The sequence below is a fragment of the Methanosarcina sp. 2.H.A.1B.4 genome (assembly GCF_000979385.1).
Taxonomy (GTDB): Archaea; Halobacteriota; Methanosarcinia; order Methanosarcinales; family Methanosarcinaceae; genus Methanosarcina.
In genome coordinates this window covers 59602-81076 of sequence record NZ_JJOV01000041.1, presented here as the reverse complement: position 1 = coordinate 81076, position 21475 = coordinate 59602, and the positions used below count along the sequence as shown (strand labels likewise).

The window sequence follows — 21475 nt, the reverse complement described above, 5'->3', positions numbered from 1 at the left end:
TAATAATAATAATAATAATAATAATAATAATAATAATAATGAGAGCAGGAAAAAAGGAAAAAGAAAAGAAAGAAAAGAAAAGAAAAAAGCTGTAATCAGATAATAATTGTATCTGTCCGTTCATCATTTTCTTCATCAAAATCGGTTACAAGAGCTTCAGTCGTTAGCACCATACCTGCGATTGAGGCAGCGTTCTGAAGACCGCTTCTTACCACTTTTGTCGGGTCGATTACACCTGCTTCGAAGAGGTCTTCAAAGACATCTCTCTTTGCATTGTACCCGAAGAGTTCGCTGGATTCCGCCCTTATGGTTGCCACTACTTCAGCGCCTTCTCTGCCTGCGTTTGTGGCGATCTGGCGAACAGGGTCTTCTATGGACCTCTGAACGATCTTCACGCCCACCTGCCTGTCGCCGTCAAGTTTCAGGGATTCAAGAATTGCAGCTGCACGGAAGAGACATACCCCTCCTCCTGTGACCACACCTTCCTCAACTGCGGCTTTTGTGGCGTTCAGGGCATCATCGATTCTCATCTTCTTTTCTTTGAGCTCGGTTTCGGTTGCAGCTCCCACTTTGATTACTGCAACGCCGCCTCCCAGCTTTGCCTGGCGCTTTTTAAGCTCGGTTTTTCTGTAGTCGGCTTCAGCAATATTGACCTGGGCTTCGATGATCCTGACCCTTTCATCAATCTTTGCTTTGTCGCCCCTGCCTTCTACAATTATGGTTTTATGGTTGTCAACCGTGACTTTCCTGGCACTTCCGAGCATGTAGTCGCTGAATTCCTCAAGTTTCATGCCCTTCTCTTCACTGATAACCTGTCCGCCGGTCAGGACGGCAATATCTTCAAGCATCTCCTTTCTCTCGTTTCCGAATCCGGGAGCTTTTACAGCGCAGACCCTCAGGGCTCCGCGGATGATGTTCAGGATCAGGGCTGCCTGGGCATCCCCATCAACATCCTCAGCAATAATCAGGAGGGAACGGCCTTCGGAAGCGACCTTCTCAAGCACAGGTACGATCTGCTTCATGCTGTTGATCTTCTTGTCTGTAATCAGGATATAGGGATCTTCAAATTCGCAGATCATTTTTTCAGTATCAACTGCCATGTAGGGGGAAACAAACCCACGGTCAAATTGCATACCCTCAACAACATCAAGGCTGGTTTCCATTGTCTTTGAGTCTTCAACGGTGATTACCCCGTTGTAGCCGACCTTTTCCATAGCATCGGCGATCAGGTTGCCTATTTCTTCGTCATTGTTTGCAGAAATAGTAGCTACCTGTATGATTTTGTCCTTGCCCTTTACTTCCACACTCTTGCTCTTGAGATACCCTACAACCTTTTCTGTGGCAATCTCAATCCCTTTCTTGACCTCTATAGGGTTTGCCCCGGCACTGATGTTTTTCAGGCCTTCCCGGATCATGCTCTGGGCAAGGAGGGTGGCGGTAGTTGTCCCGTCTCCTGTGTTGTCCTGGGTTTTGGAAGCAACCTCCTTGACAAGCTTGGCTCCCATATTTTCGAACTTGTCATGGAGCTCTATTTCTTTTGCAATGGTGACACCGTCATTTGTGACCACGGGTTTTGTGCTTTTATCCAGCACGACATAACGGCCCCTCGGCCCCAGGGTGATCTTAACAGTATTTGCGACTTTATCTACACCGTTTAAGAGGGCTTTTCTTGCACTCTCATCAAACATTATCTGCTTTGAAGCCATCTGTATTCACCTGGATTAGGATTAAATATTCTTGCTTAATTAAGCTATAATTTATCGAAGTCGTGATTTACCTGACATTCAGGATATGCCTGATGCAATATATTCAGAAACGGCCTCATTTGACATTATTCTTCAACAACGGTTGCCAGGATATCCTTGAAGTCGACAAAAATATATTTTTCATCATCTATTTCAATCTCATCGACCTGGTATCCCCCGTAAATTACGTGGTCTCCCTTTTTCAGAGGGAGCTCCTTCCCGTCTTCAAAGGTCCCCACAGCCAGAACGATTCCTTCTTTTTTCTCCTGCCGTGCAGGCTCCGGGATATAGATCCCACCTTTAGTCACTTCTTCTTTCTTCTGGTGTTTGAGTAATACTCGTTCGCCAATAGGTCTGACAATCACTCTTTATTCCTCCTTGATATGTAAGTGACCTAAAATTAGCTGAACATTCACTTGTTGCTATAAGTCAGCATGGAATTGATGAATGTATTGAGCTGTAAAACGCCCAACTATCTGCATATAATGCAAAACTTATATTTAAAAATTACCCGCATTCTAGAGAAAATTTGTAAGTAAAATAAATATAATTGCAAAAAAATCGAAATGATGACTACAAATTAAAATAAAATATATATACATGAATCTCCAAAATAATACACAGATGGTTCAGCAGATTCTTCTCAGAAATCTTGAAAAACCCCAGATAAAGAGCCTTGAAGAAGATCTTTTATGGTTCTGTGACAGCTTTGGCTTTTCTTCGGGCAGGGATACCGAAAACACAGCCAACAGGATAATCTTCAGCCTGCTTGAAAAACTTTCAAATGACGAGATAAGTTCATCGGAAATTCTGGCTGAAGACCTTGATATGAAAATCTCAAGAATCAACCATCACCTCCGGAACCTCAACGACTCCGGGCTCCTTTACAGGAAAAAACGCCTGATTTATTTGAGGGGAGGCAGCCTGAAAGCTGCAGTAAAGGAGATGAGGAAAGACTCGGAAAGGATACTTGATGAACTGGAAAACGTAGCTGAAGAAATAGATTCAATGATGGGCCTTAAAAACAGGTAAAAACCTGATATAAAAGGCACTTCAGAAGATAACAAACTGACTATAGACTGGAAGCTGAGAAACTAACAACAGCCTAAAACAACAGGCTGAAACCGGAAAAGAATTCAATAATCATTTCCATTTACTTTTTAGCAATGAACAGAGTCTCCATAGTTTCCTGCCCTGATTATTCTGATACAAAAGAAGCAATAGCCCGGGCTCTTGGCCTGCTGGGCGGCATTGAAAAAATAATTGATCCGGGAGATCGCGTACTTCTCAAGCCAAATCTCCTTTCAGCCAGCCCGCCGGAAGCTGCAACAACTACCCATCCTTCTGTGGTAGCAGCAATGTGTGAATTCGTGCTCAGTGCAGGAGGAAAGCCAGTAGTAGGAGATGGAGCCGGGATCTCAAGGCCTGGAGCTACAGCAAAAGCCCTGAAGGTTTCAGGCATAGAAGAGGCTGCCCGCAAAGCCGGAGCCGGGGTTGTGAACTTTGAAACTGCAGGTTTTACTCTGGTAGAAGTTCCAGAGCCGCTTCAGTTCTGGAAATTGTACATTGCAAACCCTGTCCTTGAAGCAGATGTTATAATATCTCTTCCGAAACTGAAAACCCATGAGCTTACATATTATACAGGCGCGGTCAAGAATTTCTTCGGAGTCCTCCCTCTGAAATGCCGAAAAGAAATTCACCTTCTTGGAAACCGGGACCTTTTTGGCGAAGCCGTCGCCGATGTGTACTCTATCGTCAGACCCGGTTTTGCAGTCATGGACGGAGTTGTAGGCATGGAAGGAAACGGGCCTTCCCACGGAAAGCCTGTAAACTCAGGAGTAATTCTAGCAAGCCCGGACTGTGTTTCCCTGGATATTGTTGCAGCAGAACTGATCGGCTTTGATCCTCTCAAAATCCCCACTACGACAGGTGCCCTGAAGAAAGGTTTCGGAAACCAGTGTCCTGTAGTGGTCGGAAAGCCATTAAAAGAAGTCAAAAAGAAATTCAAGCCTTCGAGCGGGGGAATCAGTACATCCCCTGCGTTCCTTAAGCGCAGCCTTGGCAAATATTACACCATTAACCCCAGAATCAACCAGAGAAAATGTACTCAATGCGGAGCCTGCTATCTGAACTGTTCTCCCGGGGCGGTGGAACGGCTGGAAGACGGAACTTTCAAGATTAATCCGGAAAAATGCATCCTGTGCTACTGCTGCAGGGAACTCTGCCCTAACGATGCAGTCGAGATAAAAAAGTCCCTGCTGGCACAGTTTTTAACAGAAACCGAGGATTTAATACGTAGAGCATAAATGTAAAATGAAATCCGGCAATTACATTATAACACTTTCTTTTTCATCTTTTTGCAAGATCTTTTAATCCAGAACGCCTAAAAGACGTATTAAAAGAATCTTTTGCTTGGGAAAATATCCCTGTGCTCGTAAATGAAGAAGGTGATGGGATGCTTTATACCTATATCGATACAGAGTATGCTCCGGAAAAATGCTCTCTTTGCAGCGGAACCGGGAATGATGAAGGTGGAATCTGTGAAGCCTGCGGAGGACAGGGAAACGTGCTCGTTGCCCAGCCTGCAATAATATGTCCACTTTGCAGCGGGTCAGGTAACCTGGAAACGGGGACCTGCAGGGCATGTGGAGGAAGTGGCTGGGCTCTTTTATGAAAAAAACAGGAAAGGTTCCCGATTCATATCGCCATAGTCATAAAGTCAACTACCCGCTAAATCTAAAGATTTAACGGGTTTCCTGCTGAGGTTTTATGAAACTATGGCTTTTCAGGAACTATATTTATCAGAAAACTTCTCCGAATTCTCCGGGAAATCCTCTTTTTCCTTTTGCCTTACCATAACTTCTTTCTTTTTTTCATCAGGCAGACAATCAAAGCAGGTCTCATACCTTGAAGACTTATACTTTTTTCTGCATACCGGGCAGAGCTCCATGCCCCTCAGGCTTGCAAAATGACAGCGATTGCAGAGTACAGTTGCGTGTTTCAGAGATGCATATTCTTCTTCGGCTTTTCGAGTTTCTTCTTCAATTAGCTCTTCAATTCCGCTTTCGTCAAGCCATTCATGATAAAGATTTTTGAAGTTTCCTTCTCCCGTATCTTCAACAAGCACCTCGATACACTGCTCTTCAAGGTCAGTATGGTCAGGCTTGGCTTTATGTACAGTAGAGGCTTTGTGCCAGGCAGGGTGGCTTTTATGGCGGTGTTTACCGGTCAGGACGTGCTCGAATTTCTGGTACTTTTGTCTGTACACTTCCCTGAATCGGGTATAAGCAAGACTGTAAATCCCGGAACGGACCTCTGCCGGAGAAAAGGCTCCGGAAGTGTGGACACACAGGCGCTCAGAAGAGCCGCACCAGGCACAGGCTTTGCCTTTAATGAATTCCGCCCTTTTTTCTTTCCATTCCTTAGAGGTTCGTTTCATTGGAATACCTGTAAGATCTTCGGGAATCAAAGATATTTAAAACTGGAGGTCTCATGTTCAGATTAAAGTATATATCTGATTTTAACAGGTCACAGGAAGCTCTCTGGCTATAAGTACTGCATTCAGGATAATTCATTGAACAAACTTTCTGACTCACTAAAAAGACATTTTCTGATCCCCTAAACAGATTTTAGCTGACTTTTCCATATAGTATTCGAAGAGTTCTCTACCCCAGGTCAGGGCGCGGGATTCAAAATTGAGAAGGTACAGCCCTTCAAACCTTCCTTTCTTATTGAAAAACCCGAGCAATAACGCGTTTTCCGAAATAGCAATCAATGCAGGAATTTCAAGCGGAGCTCCTGCATACACAAAAACAGAGGCATTTTTCCTCGCCAGAATTTTCTCTCCTGTATCACGGAAATCCCCTGAAAACCTATCAAATGAATCTCTGCTAAGGATGAGCTGGACCTTAACATCTCTTTTTGCGAGCTCCAGAGAGAAAGAAGGGATCTGAGGGTGAAAATAAGAAAAAAGGAGCATAACCTTTGAAGACCCGGTAAAATGATTAATCAGCTCAGGGAACAGATCAAATCCGTGAGTAAGCCCGGGTTCTACAAGCTGGCTTCCTTTAAGCTCCCCTATCCGTTTTAACAGATGAAAAGGAATAGAATCCAGTTTCCTGTGGCACCAGAAATAATCATTATCCTCAAATGTGCTGGCTGCATCCAGTAAAGGCCTGGCTTTTTTAACTAATATATCACCTATGATAGAAAGACGATATACATCTCCTTTCTGAACAATTAAACCTTCTTCTTTTAATTTTTTGATATGGGGAAGCAGGGAAATTCTGGGGACCTGAAGCAAATCAAGAATTTCATCACTATTTCGGGGCCCTTCTGCCAGCAGTAACAGTAAATTTTTCCTGTTGTCGGAAAATAAAAGAATATTAACAAGCTGTAGTTTCATCTGGTTTGCGCCTTCTAACATAAGTCAGCATCTTTTAGTAATACGATAGTGTGAAGATTTCAAATAAGTATAGTACTGATATAATCATTAGTGTACGAATATAAAGGTTATCTTGAGTCTGAAAAACCAGAAAATTAGAGAATATGGAATAAAAAATGAAAAAAAAATATCGGAGAAGAGAGTTCAAGGAAAGAAATAAGAAAAAGCACCTTTCATTTTTCCTTCCAGGTGCTTCCCAGATTCAGACAAATGGAACGATCCCGATGCCGGAAAGAAAATCAGTCATCGTTACTGCTGCCACTGCTTCTTGAAGCATTAGGAACAGAAGGATAATAGCACCGCGAAAGGGCTCCATATACGAATTGAGTGGGAGCCATCCAGACAATTCCGGTACCATCGAAGGTCTGAAGGGCTCCATCGCCGCTTGTCAGATTTCCGACCAGATTCTTTGCAGACCTCTCAACTGTAAAGTTGATAGAAGCCGACCTCAGGAATACAAAATTCCCATCAACCTGTAATCTCTCGTTTTTAAGCTCATATTTTAGAACCTCAGCCGGAGGCACGGGAATTGCAAGTACACACAGACCTGTTCCACTGATTTTGGTCTGGAACCAGCCTTCCCCTCCAAAAAAGCCGGATGATAGGTTTTTCTGGGATGAGACTTCTACGTTGACCCCGTTTTCACAGCAGTAGAACATTCCCTTATCTACAATAATCGCATCATTGTTCAGTTCCAGCAGTATGTAATGGCTGAAGCTTGGTTCAAGGAAAATCTCTCCTGTACCTGAGTACGTGGGAGTAAAGGCAGACTCGTTGGTCAATTTATTTTTAAGCAGTTTTTTTGCAAGACCTCCAACTCCTCCGGTCTCGCACTCAGCACAGATATTCCCCTTGTGGAAATGCAGGGCTCCCCTTTCAGTGGTTACTGCACTATTCATGAGGGTGATTTTTACCTGTTTGAGGCTCATGCCAGCTTTCTCAAGGTAATACAGGTTTTCTGCAAGGCAGACATCCCTGAGTCCCCGCAGGGTCTTATACTCAAGAATCTCGATCTTTATTCCATCTTTTTCAATGCATTCCAGAACATTGATGTTATCATAGAATTTTTTCTCGATAATAGGCTCACCACTTATCAGTTTATTGAAGATGACCTTATAGATTCGTGCCGAATGTAAGATATAATATTAGATATTCAGCCGTCTACTTAAATAAATATATTAGTAATTGTATTATAATATTTTGATACAGTGGCAGTTTATAGAAAGTTGTCCAGAATCCCGATAAAAAAGTAAGCAGTTCCTGAAAAATAAGCAGTTCCTATAAACATAAGGGATTGGTTTTCCAGATGAGGTCTTGATGTTCACACTAGAAGAAATATCACATATGCAACATACACACTTAAGAATTCTACCAGAGCCAGCAAATATTTGAGAATTGAATGGATATTTTTGAAAGCTTTATTCATTTGACTTTTCTGTTTTGGCTTTTCTGTTTTGGCTTTTCCGTTTTGGCTGTTCTGTTTTGGCGGTTCTGTTTTGGCTTTTCCGTTTTGGCTTTCCCACACTGGCTCATTTGCCATCACTTATATTAGTTTTATATAATCTGTGTAATCTCTGAGTAGAAGCATATGAGAGTTTAAATTTAAATTTAGAATAATCTATACATTTAAGAGTTTAAACATATGATAATATAAATAAACAAAACTTATGAATTAATCCGATTAATATGGAATTGAGGGGAACAATGGCAATCTTTAAAGATAGGGCAGATGCAGGAAAACGACTGGCAAAAGAACTTTCAAAGTACTCAAACCGTCAGGATGTACTGATACTGGCGCTTCCGCGGGGGGGGGTTCCGGTAGCTTTTGAAGTTGCAAAAGAACTGAATGTAAAAATGGATGTTTTCGTAGTTAGGAAGCTAGGAGTTCCTGGCAATGAAGAGTTGGCAATGGGAGCAATAGCATCTGAAGACGTCCGTGTATTGAACGAAGATATTGTAAGGTCTTTCAAGATACCTGATAGAGTAATTGCTACGATAGCTATAAACGAACTCAGAGAACTGGAACGCAAGGAGCGTATTTACCGCAGGAACCATCCCAAACTGAATATAAGTGGCATGACTGTAATCCTGATAGACGACGGGATTGCAACCGGTGCATCAATGCATGCAGTAGTTGAAGCCCTTAAAACTAAAAACCCGGCTAAACTGGTCGTTGCAGTCCCCACGGCTTCCCCGGACACGCGCAGTTTCTTTGAGGACAAAGTAGATGAAATAATCTGTATTACTACGCCGGAGCCCTTTTATTCAGTAGGCACATGGTATGGAGACTTCAGCCAGACTACGGACGAAGAAGTCTGTGAACTGCTGGATAAAGCAAGGAATTTTTCAACAAAGTAAGCTCGCAGGTAAATATGCTGCTAACTCATGGCCAAATCCCAGGTAAATCTGTTATTCATAAAAGAGATGATGAAGTCCGTATCCCGATTGCAATCCATCTTGAGGGAACTCTATCTACCCCGGAAGGAGCCGGGGAGAATTGTTGTTTTTGTGCATGGAAGAGGGAACATACGCCATAGCCCACAACAAGTACGTTGCAAAGGAACTTCAGAGAAGCGGCTCTGGAATCCTTTTATTTGATCTTCTTCGTCCGGAAAAGTATAAAGAATATAACCTATGATTATACAAATGAGATTTAATTGAAAAACAGTATCCTGTGACACTAATAGAGTCAGAACTGGCGAAAGAGAATATTTATATCTGTTGATTGCTTATCTATATGTTCTGGTTTAAGGTATATAATACAGGTATAAATTTAAAATTTATTCAAAGAAATCACGGCTTTTCTGAGAAATTATGAAAGGAAATGATAGTACAGATAATGAAGCCTTTTCTAACTCCGAGGAGACGGAAAACACCCGGTATTCCCAGGCAATTTACGTAACAAAGGTTGCGATGGCTTCAAACGTTTTGCTGACGGGTTTTAAGTTTTTTGCAGGGATAATGGGTAACAGTTCGGCAATGGTTGCTGATGCCGCCCATTCCATGTCAGACTTCATGACCGACATCGCAGTAATAGCAGGTTTAAAAGTTGCCAAAAAGCCCAGAGACAGCACGCATAATTACGGTCACGGGAAAATCGAGACCCTGTCTGCTGCATTTATAGGACTGGTACTCGTTGTGGTGGCTTTCGGGATTTTCTGGGGCGGTCTCCAAAAGGTTATTGCTTTTTATCATGGAGAAGTGCTACCAGCTCCAAGTGGGATTGCTCTTGCTGCAGCAATCCTCTCAATAGTGATAAAAGAGTGGCTATACCGCTACACCATTATATATGCCCGGAAACTTAAGAGTGATGCACTGATCGCAAACGCCTGGCATCACCGTTCAGACGCCTTCTCTTCAGTAGGAACAATGGTTGGAATCGGAGGTGCAATCCTCCTTGGAGGCAAGTGGGTGGTGCTCGACCCGATAGCCGCCGTAATATTGAGTTTCTTTATATTCAAAGTGGCATTCGATATATCTTACAAAAACCTGAACGAACTGCTGGAAGCTTCACTGGACTCAGGGACCTATAGAAGTATTGAGGAAATCCTGATAACCACAGAAGGTGTGCTGGGTTTCCATGAATTAAAAACCCGGAAGATAGGAAATGCCATGGCTGCAGATGTCCATATTGAAGTAGACAGAAACCTGAACATTGTAGATGCACACGAAATCTCAACAAAGGTAGAAGACAGATTAAAGGAAGTCTGCGGCAAAAATGGCCAATTCTCAATTCATGTGGAACCCTGTTCGGACTCGAATTCGGATTCAGGATACGAAGGAACAAATAAAAAGCAGAGGCTCTCCTGAAAGGGAATGTTCCTTTTTAAACATGAGCTCCTTTTACTTTTTCACCATTTTTAAAAGGAGCTTACACATTAAACAGCAGTTTCAGCTTGACCAGAAAAATCCATCAGACCTCGGCACTTTCTGCTACATTTATACCCATTACAAACTTCGTCCCCTGCTCCCTTTTAAGTTCGATACAGCCATCTATCTGTTCAACGAGAATATTTACAAGCTGGAGCCCGAGAGAATCGACAGTTTTAAAATCAACGGTTTCCGGAATACCCCTGCCGTTATCTGCTACCATTAATGTGTAATCAAAACCCCTTTCACAGCCCATACCCTCGACTGAATGTCCTGTTTTTGAAGCAGGTTTTGCTGCCCTGCTGAGACGTATTCGAATTTCCCCTCCCTCCCCTTCAGGGAAAGCATGCTTCAGGGAATTCGAGACCAGTTCGTTGACAATAATTCCAAGAGGAATTGCAGTGTCCATGCCAAAATTAACCTGTTCAAGGTCAAGTTTGAGGCTTATATTATCGTTGCCCACAAGATATGAGTTTAACAGGTCTGCAGTCAGTTTCCGGAGGTAGGCTGCAAAATCCAGAGTATCTATGTCATCACCTTTGTATAACTCTTCATGAATGAGAGCCATAGAAGCTACACGGTTCTGGCTTTCCCGGAAGGCTTCAAACATTTTTCTGTCGCTGAACCTTTCTGCTTCGAGACTGAGCAGGGAAGAGATTACCTGCAAATTATTCTTAATCCTGTGATGGATTTCTTTTATGCGGGCTTCCTCGATTTTTTGTAGAGTATCTTCTGCCTTTTTACGTTCGGTAATATCGTGAACAAATCCCTGGAACTGCCCGGAAGTTCCGGAATCTTTCGGAAGCTTCTGGAAAACCTCCCTGACCCATCTAACCTCTCCATTTTTTCTCTGTACCCTGTACTCGATTTCGGTAGATAGATCAGGATTAGAGACTGATTTTTTAATGTTCTCAAGAAGCATGGGACAGTCTTCAGGCACAACTACTTCTGCCCATTTAACCCTGTGAGAAAGAAAGTCTTCCTTACTGTAACCTGTAATCTCTTCAACCGCCCCATCCATGAAGGTTGTTTCTGCATTTTCATCAAACCGGAAACCTATAAGACCTTCGATATTTTGCACCAGTGAAGAGTAGGCTCTTTCATTTGTTTGAGAAAACACAATTGAAGGTTCACTTTCAGGTTCATCTATTTGCACACCGAGCATCCTGTAAATACGCCCCTGGTCATCCTGAAGAAAAAATGTTTTCTGCCTCAAAGCTTCTTCACTCTGTTTAAGCTCCCTGAAAAGAATGCTGTAAGGCTCACTGAACCCAGTCGACACAATTGCCGTGTAGATCAGGTAGAAAGACAGCAGTTTAAAATAGTGCCCAATAGCAAACGAAAAGTCATCCACCTGTGTAAACGTGGTGGCAGTCAGTTCTGAGAGAACTGTCAGGATTATGGAGGCTGCAAGCAGCCTGAAAACATGGTTTTCAAACCGATCTCTCTTTAGATAAAGAAGAATCAATGAGCAGACAAGCGTTAAAGAGATTACATACTCGCTTATGACTTTAAAAGCAGTTAACCCTACACCTTCAATATAAGCAACCGGAAAATTCCTGAAAACAAAAATTGAAAGCAACAAAACAAGAGTAACTCCGGTATATGCGATAAATATCTCCCGGGCAAATCGGACTTTTTCTGCAGGGCTGGTATCTTTTTTTAGGCTCAATGCCCTGGAACTCATTAATAACAGAGAAGCTATCAGGAACGATGCCCCCTCCAGGTACCTTGAGGCAATCCATAACTGGGTAGAAAGATTCATGCCACCCGGAAAGATCCCCATCCTCTCATATGACAAAGTATGTAAAAGGTCCAGAGTGCCAAAAAAGAAACAAGAAATTCCTATCAGCAGGAGATACCTGTTTTCCAGAAATGTCTTGGATTCCCATGCAACCAGAAATATTACATACGCAATTATGACACTGAATAACTCTACAAGAGTGTGGAAAAGAAGGTTGTTACTAAGGGTAATCATATGGAGCAAACTTATTACGACTGCCCAGAATATTATTTTGTAGATTAAGACCCGAGAATTTTTCTCCACTTTACTAAATATATTTACCCCATTTTAATATTATTTAGGTATGCAGAGGAACTACTGAGTTTATATTATATATAATATATCGCCATAAAAATCACACTGTAAATTAATTAAGTTATTGCAAAACTTTTGACTGACTGATCTCTATATAAATATATTTTTGTAGTTATTTAAAGATTTCTGCCCAAAATCTTTTTTCGGCTTGCTCATATCCATCCAAAAAAAGAAATGGGAAGATAATCTTCCCAAGCTGGCAATAATCTATTTGATAGTTAAGTTACATTTTTCTATAGAAGTAGAGACAACAAAGGCCAACTGCACCAACTATCAATATTACAGTTACGGGACCGAATCCAGGATCCCTGGAATTTTCAGAATTCTTTTCGGACATTTTCAGATCTGTTGATTTATTGATTTCAGATATTACAGCCGGATCTGTGGATTCAACACCGGTTTTTTCTCCTGTAATTACAAATGAAGAAAAGCCCGGAGTTTCAGCTGTGAAATGAAGAACCTGTTTATCTTCATCTACAAGATTTACTGGAAGCTTAACCCAGTCTTTGTTTTCGTCATCGTATCTGTAAAGAGCAACAGAAGCCGTATCAATATTGTTTTCTTGCAGCCAGGACTTTTTAACTTTGAAGCCTATTAATTTATTTTCAATATCCTTTGAATTTCCATAGCCAGCATTACCGACCCATACGTTGAATGATTTGTAAACAATACCTTCCGGAAGGTCAGAAACAAGAGTAGACTTATTCTTCAGGTCCTCAACAATGGTGGTGGTCTTGCCTACAGTTTTCTTTGCTTCAAACTTTATGAATTCAATACAGGTTGCATTCTGCGGGAAATTGAACACTACAGGCTTTCCGTTCATGATGAAGGTCTGTGAGATCTCTTTAGATGCGACATTCTTTGCAGGTTCAGGAGAGCCACCAGCTCCACCAGAAGAACCACTGGAGCTTGAGCTGTGATGACTGCCGCCTGAACTACTTCCAGTGTCTTCGACAGGGGTTTCTACAGGAGACTCTATTGGAGTCGTGACAGGTACAGTGGGTTCAGCGGGTGTCTCTACCGGAGTAGTTGTATTATTGATTGTGTTATTGGAGGGTACTTTGGGTTCTACAGGTTTCTCAGGAGTTGTAGGATTAGTGGTTGTATTGTTTGCAGGAGGTTTTGGAGGTTGCTCGGGATCTTCAACATTATAGTCAGGTATAAGAGTTACAACCTGTTTACCTGATGCATCTGTGTGGATCTCTACATTATTTATGGAGTAATACCATTCTGGATAACCAGTTTCCATTGCCACTCCACAATCTATGAACTGACAATTTTCTGCTCCAACAGCAGTAAGATATGTTCCCGACATACCTGTTCCACATTCTATGAACTGTGTATTCAGAGCAAAAATCCTATTATCAGTAATTGCTGCCATACCGATATCATAATGTATTATTTTACTATTCCTAATCTCACAACTTGAAAATCCGGCAGGAGTGGCACAGATCCAGGAATTACTACCATTATTCTCACCATTAAAAGTGAATCCATCCATTACTCCGTTTACTGGTCCATATAAATCACTAGCCTGAAATCCACCTTGAATTATTGTATTAGCATTTCCGGATTTAGACTTTATAATCAAGTCAGGTATTTCTACATAAATATCCTCAGTATAAGTCCCAAGCTCAACAATAATTGTATCTTCTGCAGTTGCATTATTAACTGCTGCCTGTATAGACTCACCATTGTGAACTATTATGTTCGCTGCAGCACCTATTCCAGAACCTGCCATTAAGATTAAGAAGGCAGATAAAATTGCAAAAAACCGGTTTTTCAATTTCCACATAATGAACACCCAAAGAAAGTATTTTTTAATGACTTCGTCTCAAACAATAATATAAGGGAGTAGACTTTAGACTCATGCAGGAATTATTGATCTGACTTTGGCATTGACAGAGAAGCCAATGACTAATTTTAAAAGATTTATACATAATAAAGAATTATATTATTAGAATAAACCGTGGTATATAATATTGTCGAACAGTTATTATTATTTTTATTATAGCAGTAGACTTATATATTTAAGCAAAGGCTTGAAAATACACATTAGAGCTTAAAATGTGCAATCTGCAATGTTCAACCAATTGTAAAAGAAAAAAATGTTAACGTTTCGTCAACGACAAGCTGATATTTCCAGAGATTTGCATTCTTGCAGTTTCTTTCTAATTGTCAGGATAACTAAAACAGTATTGAAATCGCAGACAACTTATAAAGTCACCCACAAAAAGAGGACACAAAATAAAAAAACAAGAGCCGTCGGGGGGACTTGAACCCCCGGCCTGCTGATTACGAATCAGCCGCTATACCGCTAAGCCACGACGGCACATGGATTGAAGAATAAGCAGACTTAGAATAGCGATCAAGAATTTAACTATTTCGCTCGTGAGAGTTGTTTCCTTCCCGCAAAGAGAAGAATTAAAGAGAAGGAAAGCAAAAACCGTCAGTTACTTTCTTGCTCTTTAATAATTATTTTAACTTATTATTTGTCTCTTTTCTGAAAGTACTTGAGGTAGAACCATATAAAAATAAGAGCAACCAAAACTGAGAAACCTATCATGAAATAGGCAAATGTGGACATCAGAAATCAGCTCCCTGTAGAATTCTAAGTATGATCTGTAATTGAACAATTTTAAGAAACGTTATTGAAATTGTACCTGCAAATGTTTAAACATTTCTTTTACACAGGCCTCAGAATATTAGATCATACGGTTCCTTTTCTTCCTGCAAAGAATATTTTATATTTTAATTGGCACACCCTGGCTACCAGTTACGTCCTGGCTACCAGTTACACCCTGGTTGCCAGTATAAGTCGCCCGGAAGAGAGATTTTCATGCTCCGAACTTTGCGAGAGGTCGAGAAGCGAAAAATGGCAGAAATCTCAAATTACCCTTGCTTCGATGCATATATTATACTGGTGGGGGGCATAGGAACGGACTACTTTTTCCTCCAGAATTTCAATCTTCCGCCCTGCTTTTTCCGCAGCTTTTCTGATAAGTTCGACGGAGCTTTCGAAGAGATCGTCTTCATGAGTCATTCCGTAATAGTGGATTATGCCACCTGGTTTTGTAAGGAGGACAGCAGAGTCAAGGAACTCATGGGCACTGTGAGGAAGGTTCATGATTACATGATCGGCAGTGCCTGCAAACCTTTTTGCTTCTTCCCGGGCATCGCCTTCGATTGCTTCAATGTTTTTTGCGGAGTTAAGGGTTATATTTTCCCTGAGATAGCGGACCGCATCCGGGTTTTTGTCGATTGCCACAACTTTTGAAGGCTTTTTGCTTTTTGCAAACAGGATGCTGTAAGGACCGACACCTGCAAACATATCGACAACGGTATCGCCTTCCTTAACCCAGGAGAGGATTCTTGAACGTTCAGTAGAAAGACGGGGAGTAAAATAAGCTTTTGAAAGGTCGACTTTGTAGCGGCAGCCATACTCCCTATGGATGGTTTCGGTTCTGGGCTCGCCTGCAATTACCTCAAATTCCCTGATCCTGAACTCCCCGATAACAGGAGTAAGAGGCTTGACAACGGTTTTTATGTTTGGCTGGGCAAGAAGGAGGACATCGGCGATTTTGAAGGCTGTTTGTGAGTCCAGACTCTCGTCTTCCAGAAGCGCAATATCTCCGATGAGCTCATAAGCCGGATTGAAACCAAGAAGATCCCCAGGTGTGGGTTTTTTCTCCTGAGGCTCAAAATCAAACTCAGCAAGTTCAGCTTCCGCAGGAAGATCTGCCAGCTCATGCGAAAGAAGCTCTCTGGAAAGGGGAAGATAAAGAAAAGTTTCATCCGAACCTATTTTCAGAGAATTATCAAGGAGTTCAAAATCAAGGAGTACTCTCCTTGCAGATTCTCCTTTCTTTTTGGGAATTTGTATGCATTGTCGCTTCATAGGGCTCCTACCTTCTGAAACTCTAAAGCTATCCTTTTGTTATTAAGTTTTCTCAATATCGAAATTGAATTTGGGACTTATTTTAATAAGGGACTTATTTCAGGAACTTTGTTTCCAAAGGCATCTTTAGACTTGAAATTATATTAAAATAGGAATTATCAATAAGCGTTCAAACAGATGGAGGGGAGTTAATCTGGCACCTGGACTGACCATATCGGAACTCAGAACTATATCACTTAGTCTACAAATAGCAACTCTATTACTTTACATAATAAGCGTTGGGGCTTTAAAGAAAAATAAATCGAAAAAAGAAGGAATAACAAAACATGGAAAAATAGTAACTGGGGGATATGCTCTTGCGATATTATCCGGCATTTACATGTTATATTCCGCTTACAATTTAATCATTGCCGGGAAAGCCCCTTCAGTTATATATATTCATGGCTTTTTTGGAACCCTAGCCCTGGCTTTTGGTTTTATCTTTGTAATTAACAGATGGAGCTGGAAAACTCTTCAAAATATGAGAATACAGCTGGCTTTATGGATACTGACCTTTAGTGGTGGGATATTGATCTATCTCACTCTTACCGGAAAATTATGAGGAAAAAAGAAAGATAAATGTATAATTACAAAAATTAAACGCGATATGAAAACAGGATATATGCACAGCTAAAAGGCTCAATCTGAAGAAGACTGAACACAGAAAAATAGGGCACTTATACCCTGCACATACCGGAAAAACCTTTAATTAGGCTGGAAAATAAAAAAAGAAGAAGAAGAATTTAAAGGATAATCTCAATATCCAGTTCTTCTGCTAGTTCCTTATACCTGTTCCTGATGGTAACTTCCGTAACCCCGGCAACATCTGCGACTTCCCGCTGAGTCCTCCGCTCACCGCAGAGAATGGATGCAATGTAAATTGCAGCTGCTGCAACTCCTGTTGGTCCTCTTCCGCTTGTAAGTTCTTTTTCTGATGCCTGCCTGAGGATCTCAACACTCTTTGACTGGACTTCTCCTTTCAGGTTAAGCCCGGAGCAGAACCTCGGGACATAGTCGATTGGGGAAGTTGGCATGAGTTTCAAGGCAAGTTCCCTGGAAATGAAACGGTAAGTCCTTCCGATTTCCTTCCTGCTGACCCTCGAAACCTCTTCGATCTCATCAAGAGTCCTCGGGACACTGCACTGGCGGCAGGCAGCATAAAGAGCTGCTGCGGCTACACCTTCAATACTGCGGCCGCGGATAAGGTTCTTGTCCACAGCTTTTCTGTAAACGACTGCCGCTGTTTCCCTGACAGTTCTCGGAAGACCCAGAGCAGAAGCCATTCTGTCCAGTTCGGAAAGGGCAAAAGCCAGGTTTCTTTCAGTTGCGTTACTTACACGAATTCTACGCTGCCATTTTCTTAAACGATAGAGCTGCGCACGGTTTTTGGAGGAGATAGACTTTCCGTAGGAATCACGATTCCTCCAGTCAATCATTGTGGAAAGCCCTTTGTCGTGGATTGTGTATGTCATGGGCGCACCCACACGGGAACGCTTCATGCGTTGATCGTGATCGAAAGCTCGCCATTCGGGCCCTTCGTCCACAAAATCGGCATCTACGACAAGTCCGCAGTCACCGCAAACGAGCTCTGCCCGCTCGTAGTCGTGAACAAGGTTCCTGCTGCCGCATTCCGGACACACGGCCTTTTCTTTCTCAAAATTTTGCTCATTTTGCTTCTCTTTGCGAGCTTTGATCATGGCACGTATTTTTTCTCTTTCAAGAGTGTCCGAATAGCGAACCCTTTCGACTTCTACCATATTATATCACCTTACAAATTAACATGACTATGTTTATGATTCCCTGCAATCTCAAGCCTGCACAATATAAATTACAGTATATATATAAAAGAAGGGATACGAAAACTTGCGGCTATAACTAGCAAAAAACATATAAACCAGTTAAAGTTAACCATAACAAAGGATTTAAATCTTCATCGACAATCAGAGATCTCACCGAATATAGACTCTTTCATTGACGAGAGCCCGAATTTCTGAATCAGGGATTTGCCTAAAGCCCCTCACTAAAAAATATGGATGGTTCACAGGTCCAAAGACACTGGCAATTGTACCAATCCGACTCAGGGCTTTGTCAACAACAACCGAATTCAACTTTGGAGGACTACCTGAGACATTATCGGGTTTTACCTCATCCCCTCTAATTATCAGGTTTTTAGGACCTGACCTGTGCAACACGGTACCGAGTCGTTTCATATCAGCCACGAATAGTTATGCCTCTCTGCGCAGGGTAGAATACCCCGGCTTCGAGTGGATTAAACTGTCAGTCCCGAATAAGAATATATATTATAGACTGAGAAGCATATGTAGTCTACGCTTATAACATATAAAGATATCGCAAGACCTATATTATACATTGATTGGAACTAAATTGAGAGAGTGAATTATAAGATACAGTTAAGGAGAACCACAAGCTTATATATTAAATGGACATTGTTGGCAACAACCAGGCCTTAGGTCTGGGGAATTATCAGACTCTAACTCCGATTAATGATCTCGTTTCAGGGAGGAGAATCATTGTCTAAGTTCGTATATTTTTTTGGAAAGGATGTAACTGACGGCAAAAGTAGTATGAAAGACCTGCTTGGAGGTAAGGGTGCAAACCTTGCCGAGATGGCAAATCTCGGAATTCCCGTACCGCCTGGCTTTACAATAACAACCGAAGTCTGTGTACTCTATCTAAAGGAAAAGAAATATTCCGCAGAACTGCTCAGACAGGTCGAAGAAGCAATCGATCGACTCGAGAAACTAAATAATAAAAAACTGGGAGACCCTGAAGATCCGCTACTTGTTTCTGTAAGGTCCGGAGCCAAAGTATCCATGCCAGGGATGATGGACACCGTCCTGAATCTGGGGCTTACGGACAAATCCGTGACAGGACTCGCAAAAAAAGTTAATGATGAAAGATTCGCTTACGACTGCTACAGAAGATTTATCGCCATGTTTGGGGACGTGGTGCTTGGAGTTGAATTCAGAAAATTCGATTCCTTAATCGAGGACACGAAAAAGGAAATGGGGATTAAGTCCGACACTGACCTCGATGCAAAAGCATTAAAAGAATTGGCAGATAGATTTAAGAAAGTAATCAAACTCGAAAAAGGATTTGAGTTCCCGCAGGACCCAAAGGTTCAGCTTCAGATGGCAATTAATGCTGTTTTTGACTCATGGAATAACCAGAGAGCCATCACCTACAGGAAACTCAATGACATTGATGACAGCTGGGGCACAGCTGTTACTGTACAGACCATGGTTTATGGGAACAGAGGAAACACCTCAGGTACAGGCGTTGCTTTTACAAGAAACCCATCTACAGGCGAAAAGAAGTTTTTCGGAGAATACCTCATCAATGCACAGGGCGAAGATGTGGTTGCCGGGATAAGGACCCCAGAATATATTAATACTCTAGGAGACAAAATCCCGGCAGCATATGCCCAGCTTGTGGATATCTGCCAGAGACTTGAAGCCCACTTCAAGGACATGCAGGACATAGAGTTTACCATTCAGGAAGGAAAACTCTACATGCTGCAGACCAGAACCGGAAAGCGCACAGCTGCTGCAGCCGTAAAGATTGCAACGGACATGGTGGCAGAAGGGCTCATAGACAGGGAAACTGCAGTAAACAGAGTAAAAGCAGAACACATTGACCTGCTCCTGCACCCGAGGATTGACCCGGAAGCAAAACTGGAAATAATTGCAAAGGGGCTTCCCGCATCTCCCGGAGCAGCTGTAGGAAAGGTAGTCTTTACTGCCGAAGCTGCTGAAGAGATGGCAGAGTTAGGCGAAAAGACAATTCTTGTCCGTACCGAGACCTCTCCGGAAGACATCGGAGGCATGGCAGCTGCACAGGGAGTCCTTACCGTGCGCGGAGGGATGACTTCTCACGCCGCAGTCGTTGGAAGAGGCATGGGCAAACCCTGTGTCGTTGGTTGCGGAGAGATCTCAATCGATATGAAGAGTGCTCACTTCATGGTAAACGGCTTCACCATCAAAGAGCACGAATATATTACGATTGATGGAAGTATCGGAAGCGTCATAATCGGGAAAGTAGACCTGATTGATGCCGAGATAAATTACGATCTGAGAAAACTCCTCACATGGGCTGACGAGATAAGAACTCTCGGAGTAAGGACAAACGCCGACAACCCGGCTGATGCAGCCCTTGCCCGCGAACTCGGTGCAGAAGGTATCGGGCTTTGCAGGACAGAGCACATGTTCTTCGGAGAAGACAGGATCCCTGCAGTCAGGGAAATGATTATGTCCGAAGACGAAAAGGCCAGGAAGAAAGCCCTCAAGAAACTACTCCCCATGCAAAAAGCAGATTTCCTCGGAATCTTCCGCAGCATGGAAGGCCTGCCTGTGACCATTCGGCTCCTTGACCCACCTCTGCACGAGTTCCTTCCTGATAAAGAAGAGCTCGATGAAAAGCTCAGGGAACTTGAAGCCTCTGGGGATTGCGGGAAAATCGATGAGATAAAAAAAGTTATCAAGCGTGTAATTTCCCTTAAGGAACTCAACCCCATGCTCGGGCACAGGGGCTGCAGGCTCGGGATCACCTATCCTGAGATCTACAACATGCAGGTACGTGCAATAATGGAGGCCGCCTGTGAAATTGCATCTGAGGGAATGGAAATTGTTCCTGAAATCATGATCCCACTCGTTGGCCTTGTAAAGGAACTCACCCTTTCCAGAGAGGAAGTCTGCAAGATGGCAGAAACTGTCATGGCTGAAAAAGGCATAAAGATCGACTACAAGGTAGGAACCATGATCGAACTGCCCAGAGCCGCAATCATTGCAGACCAGATCGCAAAGGAAGCCGACTTCTTCTCCTTCGGGACAAATGACCTGACCCAGACAACCTTTGGGTTCAGCAGGGACGACGTATCCAAGTTCGTGCCTATCTACCAGAAGGCAGGAATCCTTGAACACGACCCCTTCGCAGTCCTGGACCAGGAAGGCGTAGGCGAGATCATGAAGATCGGCATACAGAAAGGCCGCTCCGTCAAACCCAACCTCAAGATGGGAATCTGCGGAGAACACGGCGGAGAGCCGAGATCCATTGCATTCGCTCACGAAATTGGCATTGATTATGTGAGCTGCTCCCCCTACAGAGTCCCAATTGCAAGGCTTGTAGCTGCGCAGAGCACAATGGAAATGAGAAACGCAAAAGGAAAAATCTAAAATTTAAAACTCTGGCGGGATCATATCCTGCCATTTTCTTCTTTTTTTGAAAAACAACTTTTGGGAGCGTAGCGGCTAACCCGATTTAGCCTGATTCAGGACTAAATAAATCCTACCATGCTGCACTAATCCTCAAAAACCAGAAATCGAAAATTCAAAAAAAGGCTATCGAATTGCAGCAGGATCTGC

Annotated in this window: 18 protein-coding genes and 1 tRNA gene; 7 read left to right on the top strand and 12 right to left on the bottom strand. The window is 42.5% G+C overall.

Going from position 1 to position 21475, the window contains the following annotated elements; translation table 11 throughout:
• Positions 1 to 95 precede the first annotated feature (95 nt).
• Both groL and groES read right to left on the bottom strand, forming a co-directional pair.
• Positions 96 to 1706 carry a chaperonin GroEL gene (gene groL, locus EO92_RS06785; RefSeq protein ID WP_048170252.1) on the bottom strand — a complete coding sequence of 537 codons (1611 nt, stop codon included), beginning with the start codon at positions 1704 to 1706 and terminating at the stop codon, positions 96 to 98.
• Between the two features lie 125 nt (positions 1707 to 1831).
• Complete coding sequence (gene groES, locus EO92_RS06780; protein ID WP_048134487.1) at positions 1832 to 2110, bottom strand: co-chaperone GroES; 279 nt, start codon at positions 2108 to 2110, stop codon at positions 1832 to 1834.
• 259 nt (positions 2111 to 2369) lie between these two features.
• Here groES and EO92_RS06775 point away from each other — a divergent pair, with 259 nt between their 5' ends.
• The 3 genes from EO92_RS06775 to EO92_RS06765 all read left to right on the top strand — a co-directional run bounded on the left by EO92_RS06775 (position 2370) and on the right by EO92_RS06765 (position 4419).
• A complete protein-coding gene (locus EO92_RS06775; protein ID WP_048134485.1) occupies positions 2370 to 2777 on the top strand; it encodes an ArsR family transcriptional regulator in 408 nt (135 codons plus the stop codon).
• Positions 2778 to 2911: 134 nt separating this feature from the next.
• Entirely contained in the window at positions 2912 to 4051 is a 1140-nt protein-coding gene (locus tag EO92_RS06770; protein ID WP_048170250.1) for a DUF362 domain-containing protein, read from the top strand.
• 122 nt (positions 4052 to 4173) lie between these two features.
• Positions 4174 to 4419, top strand: coding sequence for a transcriptional regulator (locus tag EO92_RS06765; protein ID WP_235282964.1), 246 nt, complete (start codon positions 4174 to 4176; stop codon positions 4417 to 4419).
• Positions 4420 to 4530: 111 nt separating this feature from the next.
• Here the strand turns inward: EO92_RS06765 and EO92_RS06760 are convergent, their stop codons facing one another.
• The 4 genes from EO92_RS06760 to EO92_RS06745 form a co-directional block, all read right to left on the bottom strand.
• Entirely contained in the window at positions 4531 to 5184 is a 654-nt protein-coding gene (locus tag EO92_RS06760; RefSeq protein ID WP_048170248.1) for a hypothetical protein, read from the bottom strand.
• Positions 5185 to 5340: 156 nt separating this feature from the next.
• The gene (locus EO92_RS06755) at positions 5341 to 6171 is read right to left on the bottom strand and encodes a winged helix-turn-helix domain-containing protein (protein ID WP_235283224.1); all 831 of its coding nucleotides are present in this window, start codon (positions 6169 to 6171) and stop codon (positions 5341 to 5343) included.
• 257 nt (positions 6172 to 6428) lie between these two features.
• Positions 6429 to 7118 carry an AIM24 family protein gene (locus EO92_RS06750; protein ID WP_235283223.1) on the bottom strand — a complete coding sequence of 230 codons (690 nt, stop codon included), beginning with the start codon at positions 7116 to 7118 and terminating at the stop codon, positions 6429 to 6431.
• A gap of 392 nt (positions 7119 to 7510) precedes the next feature.
• On the bottom strand, positions 7511 to 7732 hold the full coding sequence (locus tag EO92_RS06745) for a hypothetical protein (protein WP_156165746.1): 222 nt from the start codon (positions 7730 to 7732) through the stop codon (positions 7511 to 7513).
• Between the two features lie 161 nt (positions 7733 to 7893).
• Here EO92_RS06745 and EO92_RS06740 point away from each other — a divergent pair, with 161 nt between their 5' ends.
• From EO92_RS06740 to EO92_RS06735, 3 genes are all read left to right on the top strand, one after another.
• Entirely contained in the window at positions 7894 to 8547 is a 654-nt protein-coding gene (locus tag EO92_RS06740) for a phosphoribosyltransferase (protein WP_048170242.1), read from the top strand.
• Positions 8548 to 8695: 148 nt separating this feature from the next.
• Positions 8696 to 8827, top strand: a complete 132-nt coding sequence (locus tag EO92_RS18780; RefSeq protein ID WP_255350331.1) for a hypothetical protein — start codon at positions 8696 to 8698, stop codon at positions 8825 to 8827.
• A 176-nt stretch (positions 8828 to 9003) separates the two neighbouring features.
• A complete protein-coding gene (locus tag EO92_RS06735; protein ID WP_048170240.1) occupies positions 9004 to 9999 on the top strand; it encodes a cation diffusion facilitator family transporter in 996 nt (331 codons plus the stop codon).
• A 103-nt stretch (positions 10000 to 10102) separates the two neighbouring features.
• On the opposite strand, the gene EO92_RS06730 is transcribed toward EO92_RS06735, so the two are convergent.
• From EO92_RS06730 to EO92_RS06700, 6 genes are all read right to left on the bottom strand, one after another.
• Complete coding sequence (locus EO92_RS06730; RefSeq protein ID WP_048170270.1) at positions 10103 to 12037, bottom strand: MASE3 domain-containing protein; 1935 nt, start codon at positions 12035 to 12037, stop codon at positions 10103 to 10105.
• 343 nt (positions 12038 to 12380) lie between these two features.
• Positions 12381 to 13952, bottom strand: a complete 1572-nt coding sequence (locus tag EO92_RS16675) for a PGF-pre-PGF domain-containing protein (RefSeq protein ID WP_052734288.1) — start codon at positions 13950 to 13952, stop codon at positions 12381 to 12383.
• 465 nt (positions 13953 to 14417) lie between these two features.
• A tRNA-Thr gene (locus EO92_RS06720) sits at positions 14418 to 14489 on the bottom strand.
• Between the two features lie 555 nt (positions 14490 to 15044).
• Positions 15045 to 16055 (bottom strand): class I SAM-dependent methyltransferase family protein, encoded by a 1011-nt coding sequence (locus EO92_RS06715; RefSeq protein ID WP_048134468.1) that lies wholly within the window; start codon positions 16053 to 16055, stop codon positions 15045 to 15047.
• 782 nt (positions 16056 to 16837) lie between these two features.
• A complete protein-coding gene (locus tag EO92_RS06705; RefSeq protein WP_048170238.1) occupies positions 16838 to 17851 on the bottom strand; it encodes a transcription initiation factor IIB in 1014 nt (337 codons plus the stop codon).
• 192 nt (positions 17852 to 18043) lie between these two features.
• A complete protein-coding gene (locus EO92_RS06700; protein ID WP_048134510.1) occupies positions 18044 to 18304 on the bottom strand; it encodes a Gar1/Naf1 family protein in 261 nt (86 codons plus the stop codon).
• 321 nt (positions 18305 to 18625) lie between these two features.
• Here EO92_RS06700 and ppdK point away from each other — a divergent pair, with 321 nt between their 5' ends.
• The gene (gene ppdK, locus EO92_RS06695; protein ID WP_048170236.1) at positions 18626 to 21286 is read left to right on the top strand and encodes a pyruvate, phosphate dikinase; all 2661 of its coding nucleotides are present in this window, start codon (positions 18626 to 18628) and stop codon (positions 21284 to 21286) included.
• The last annotated feature ends 189 nt before the right edge of the window (positions 21287 to 21475 follow it).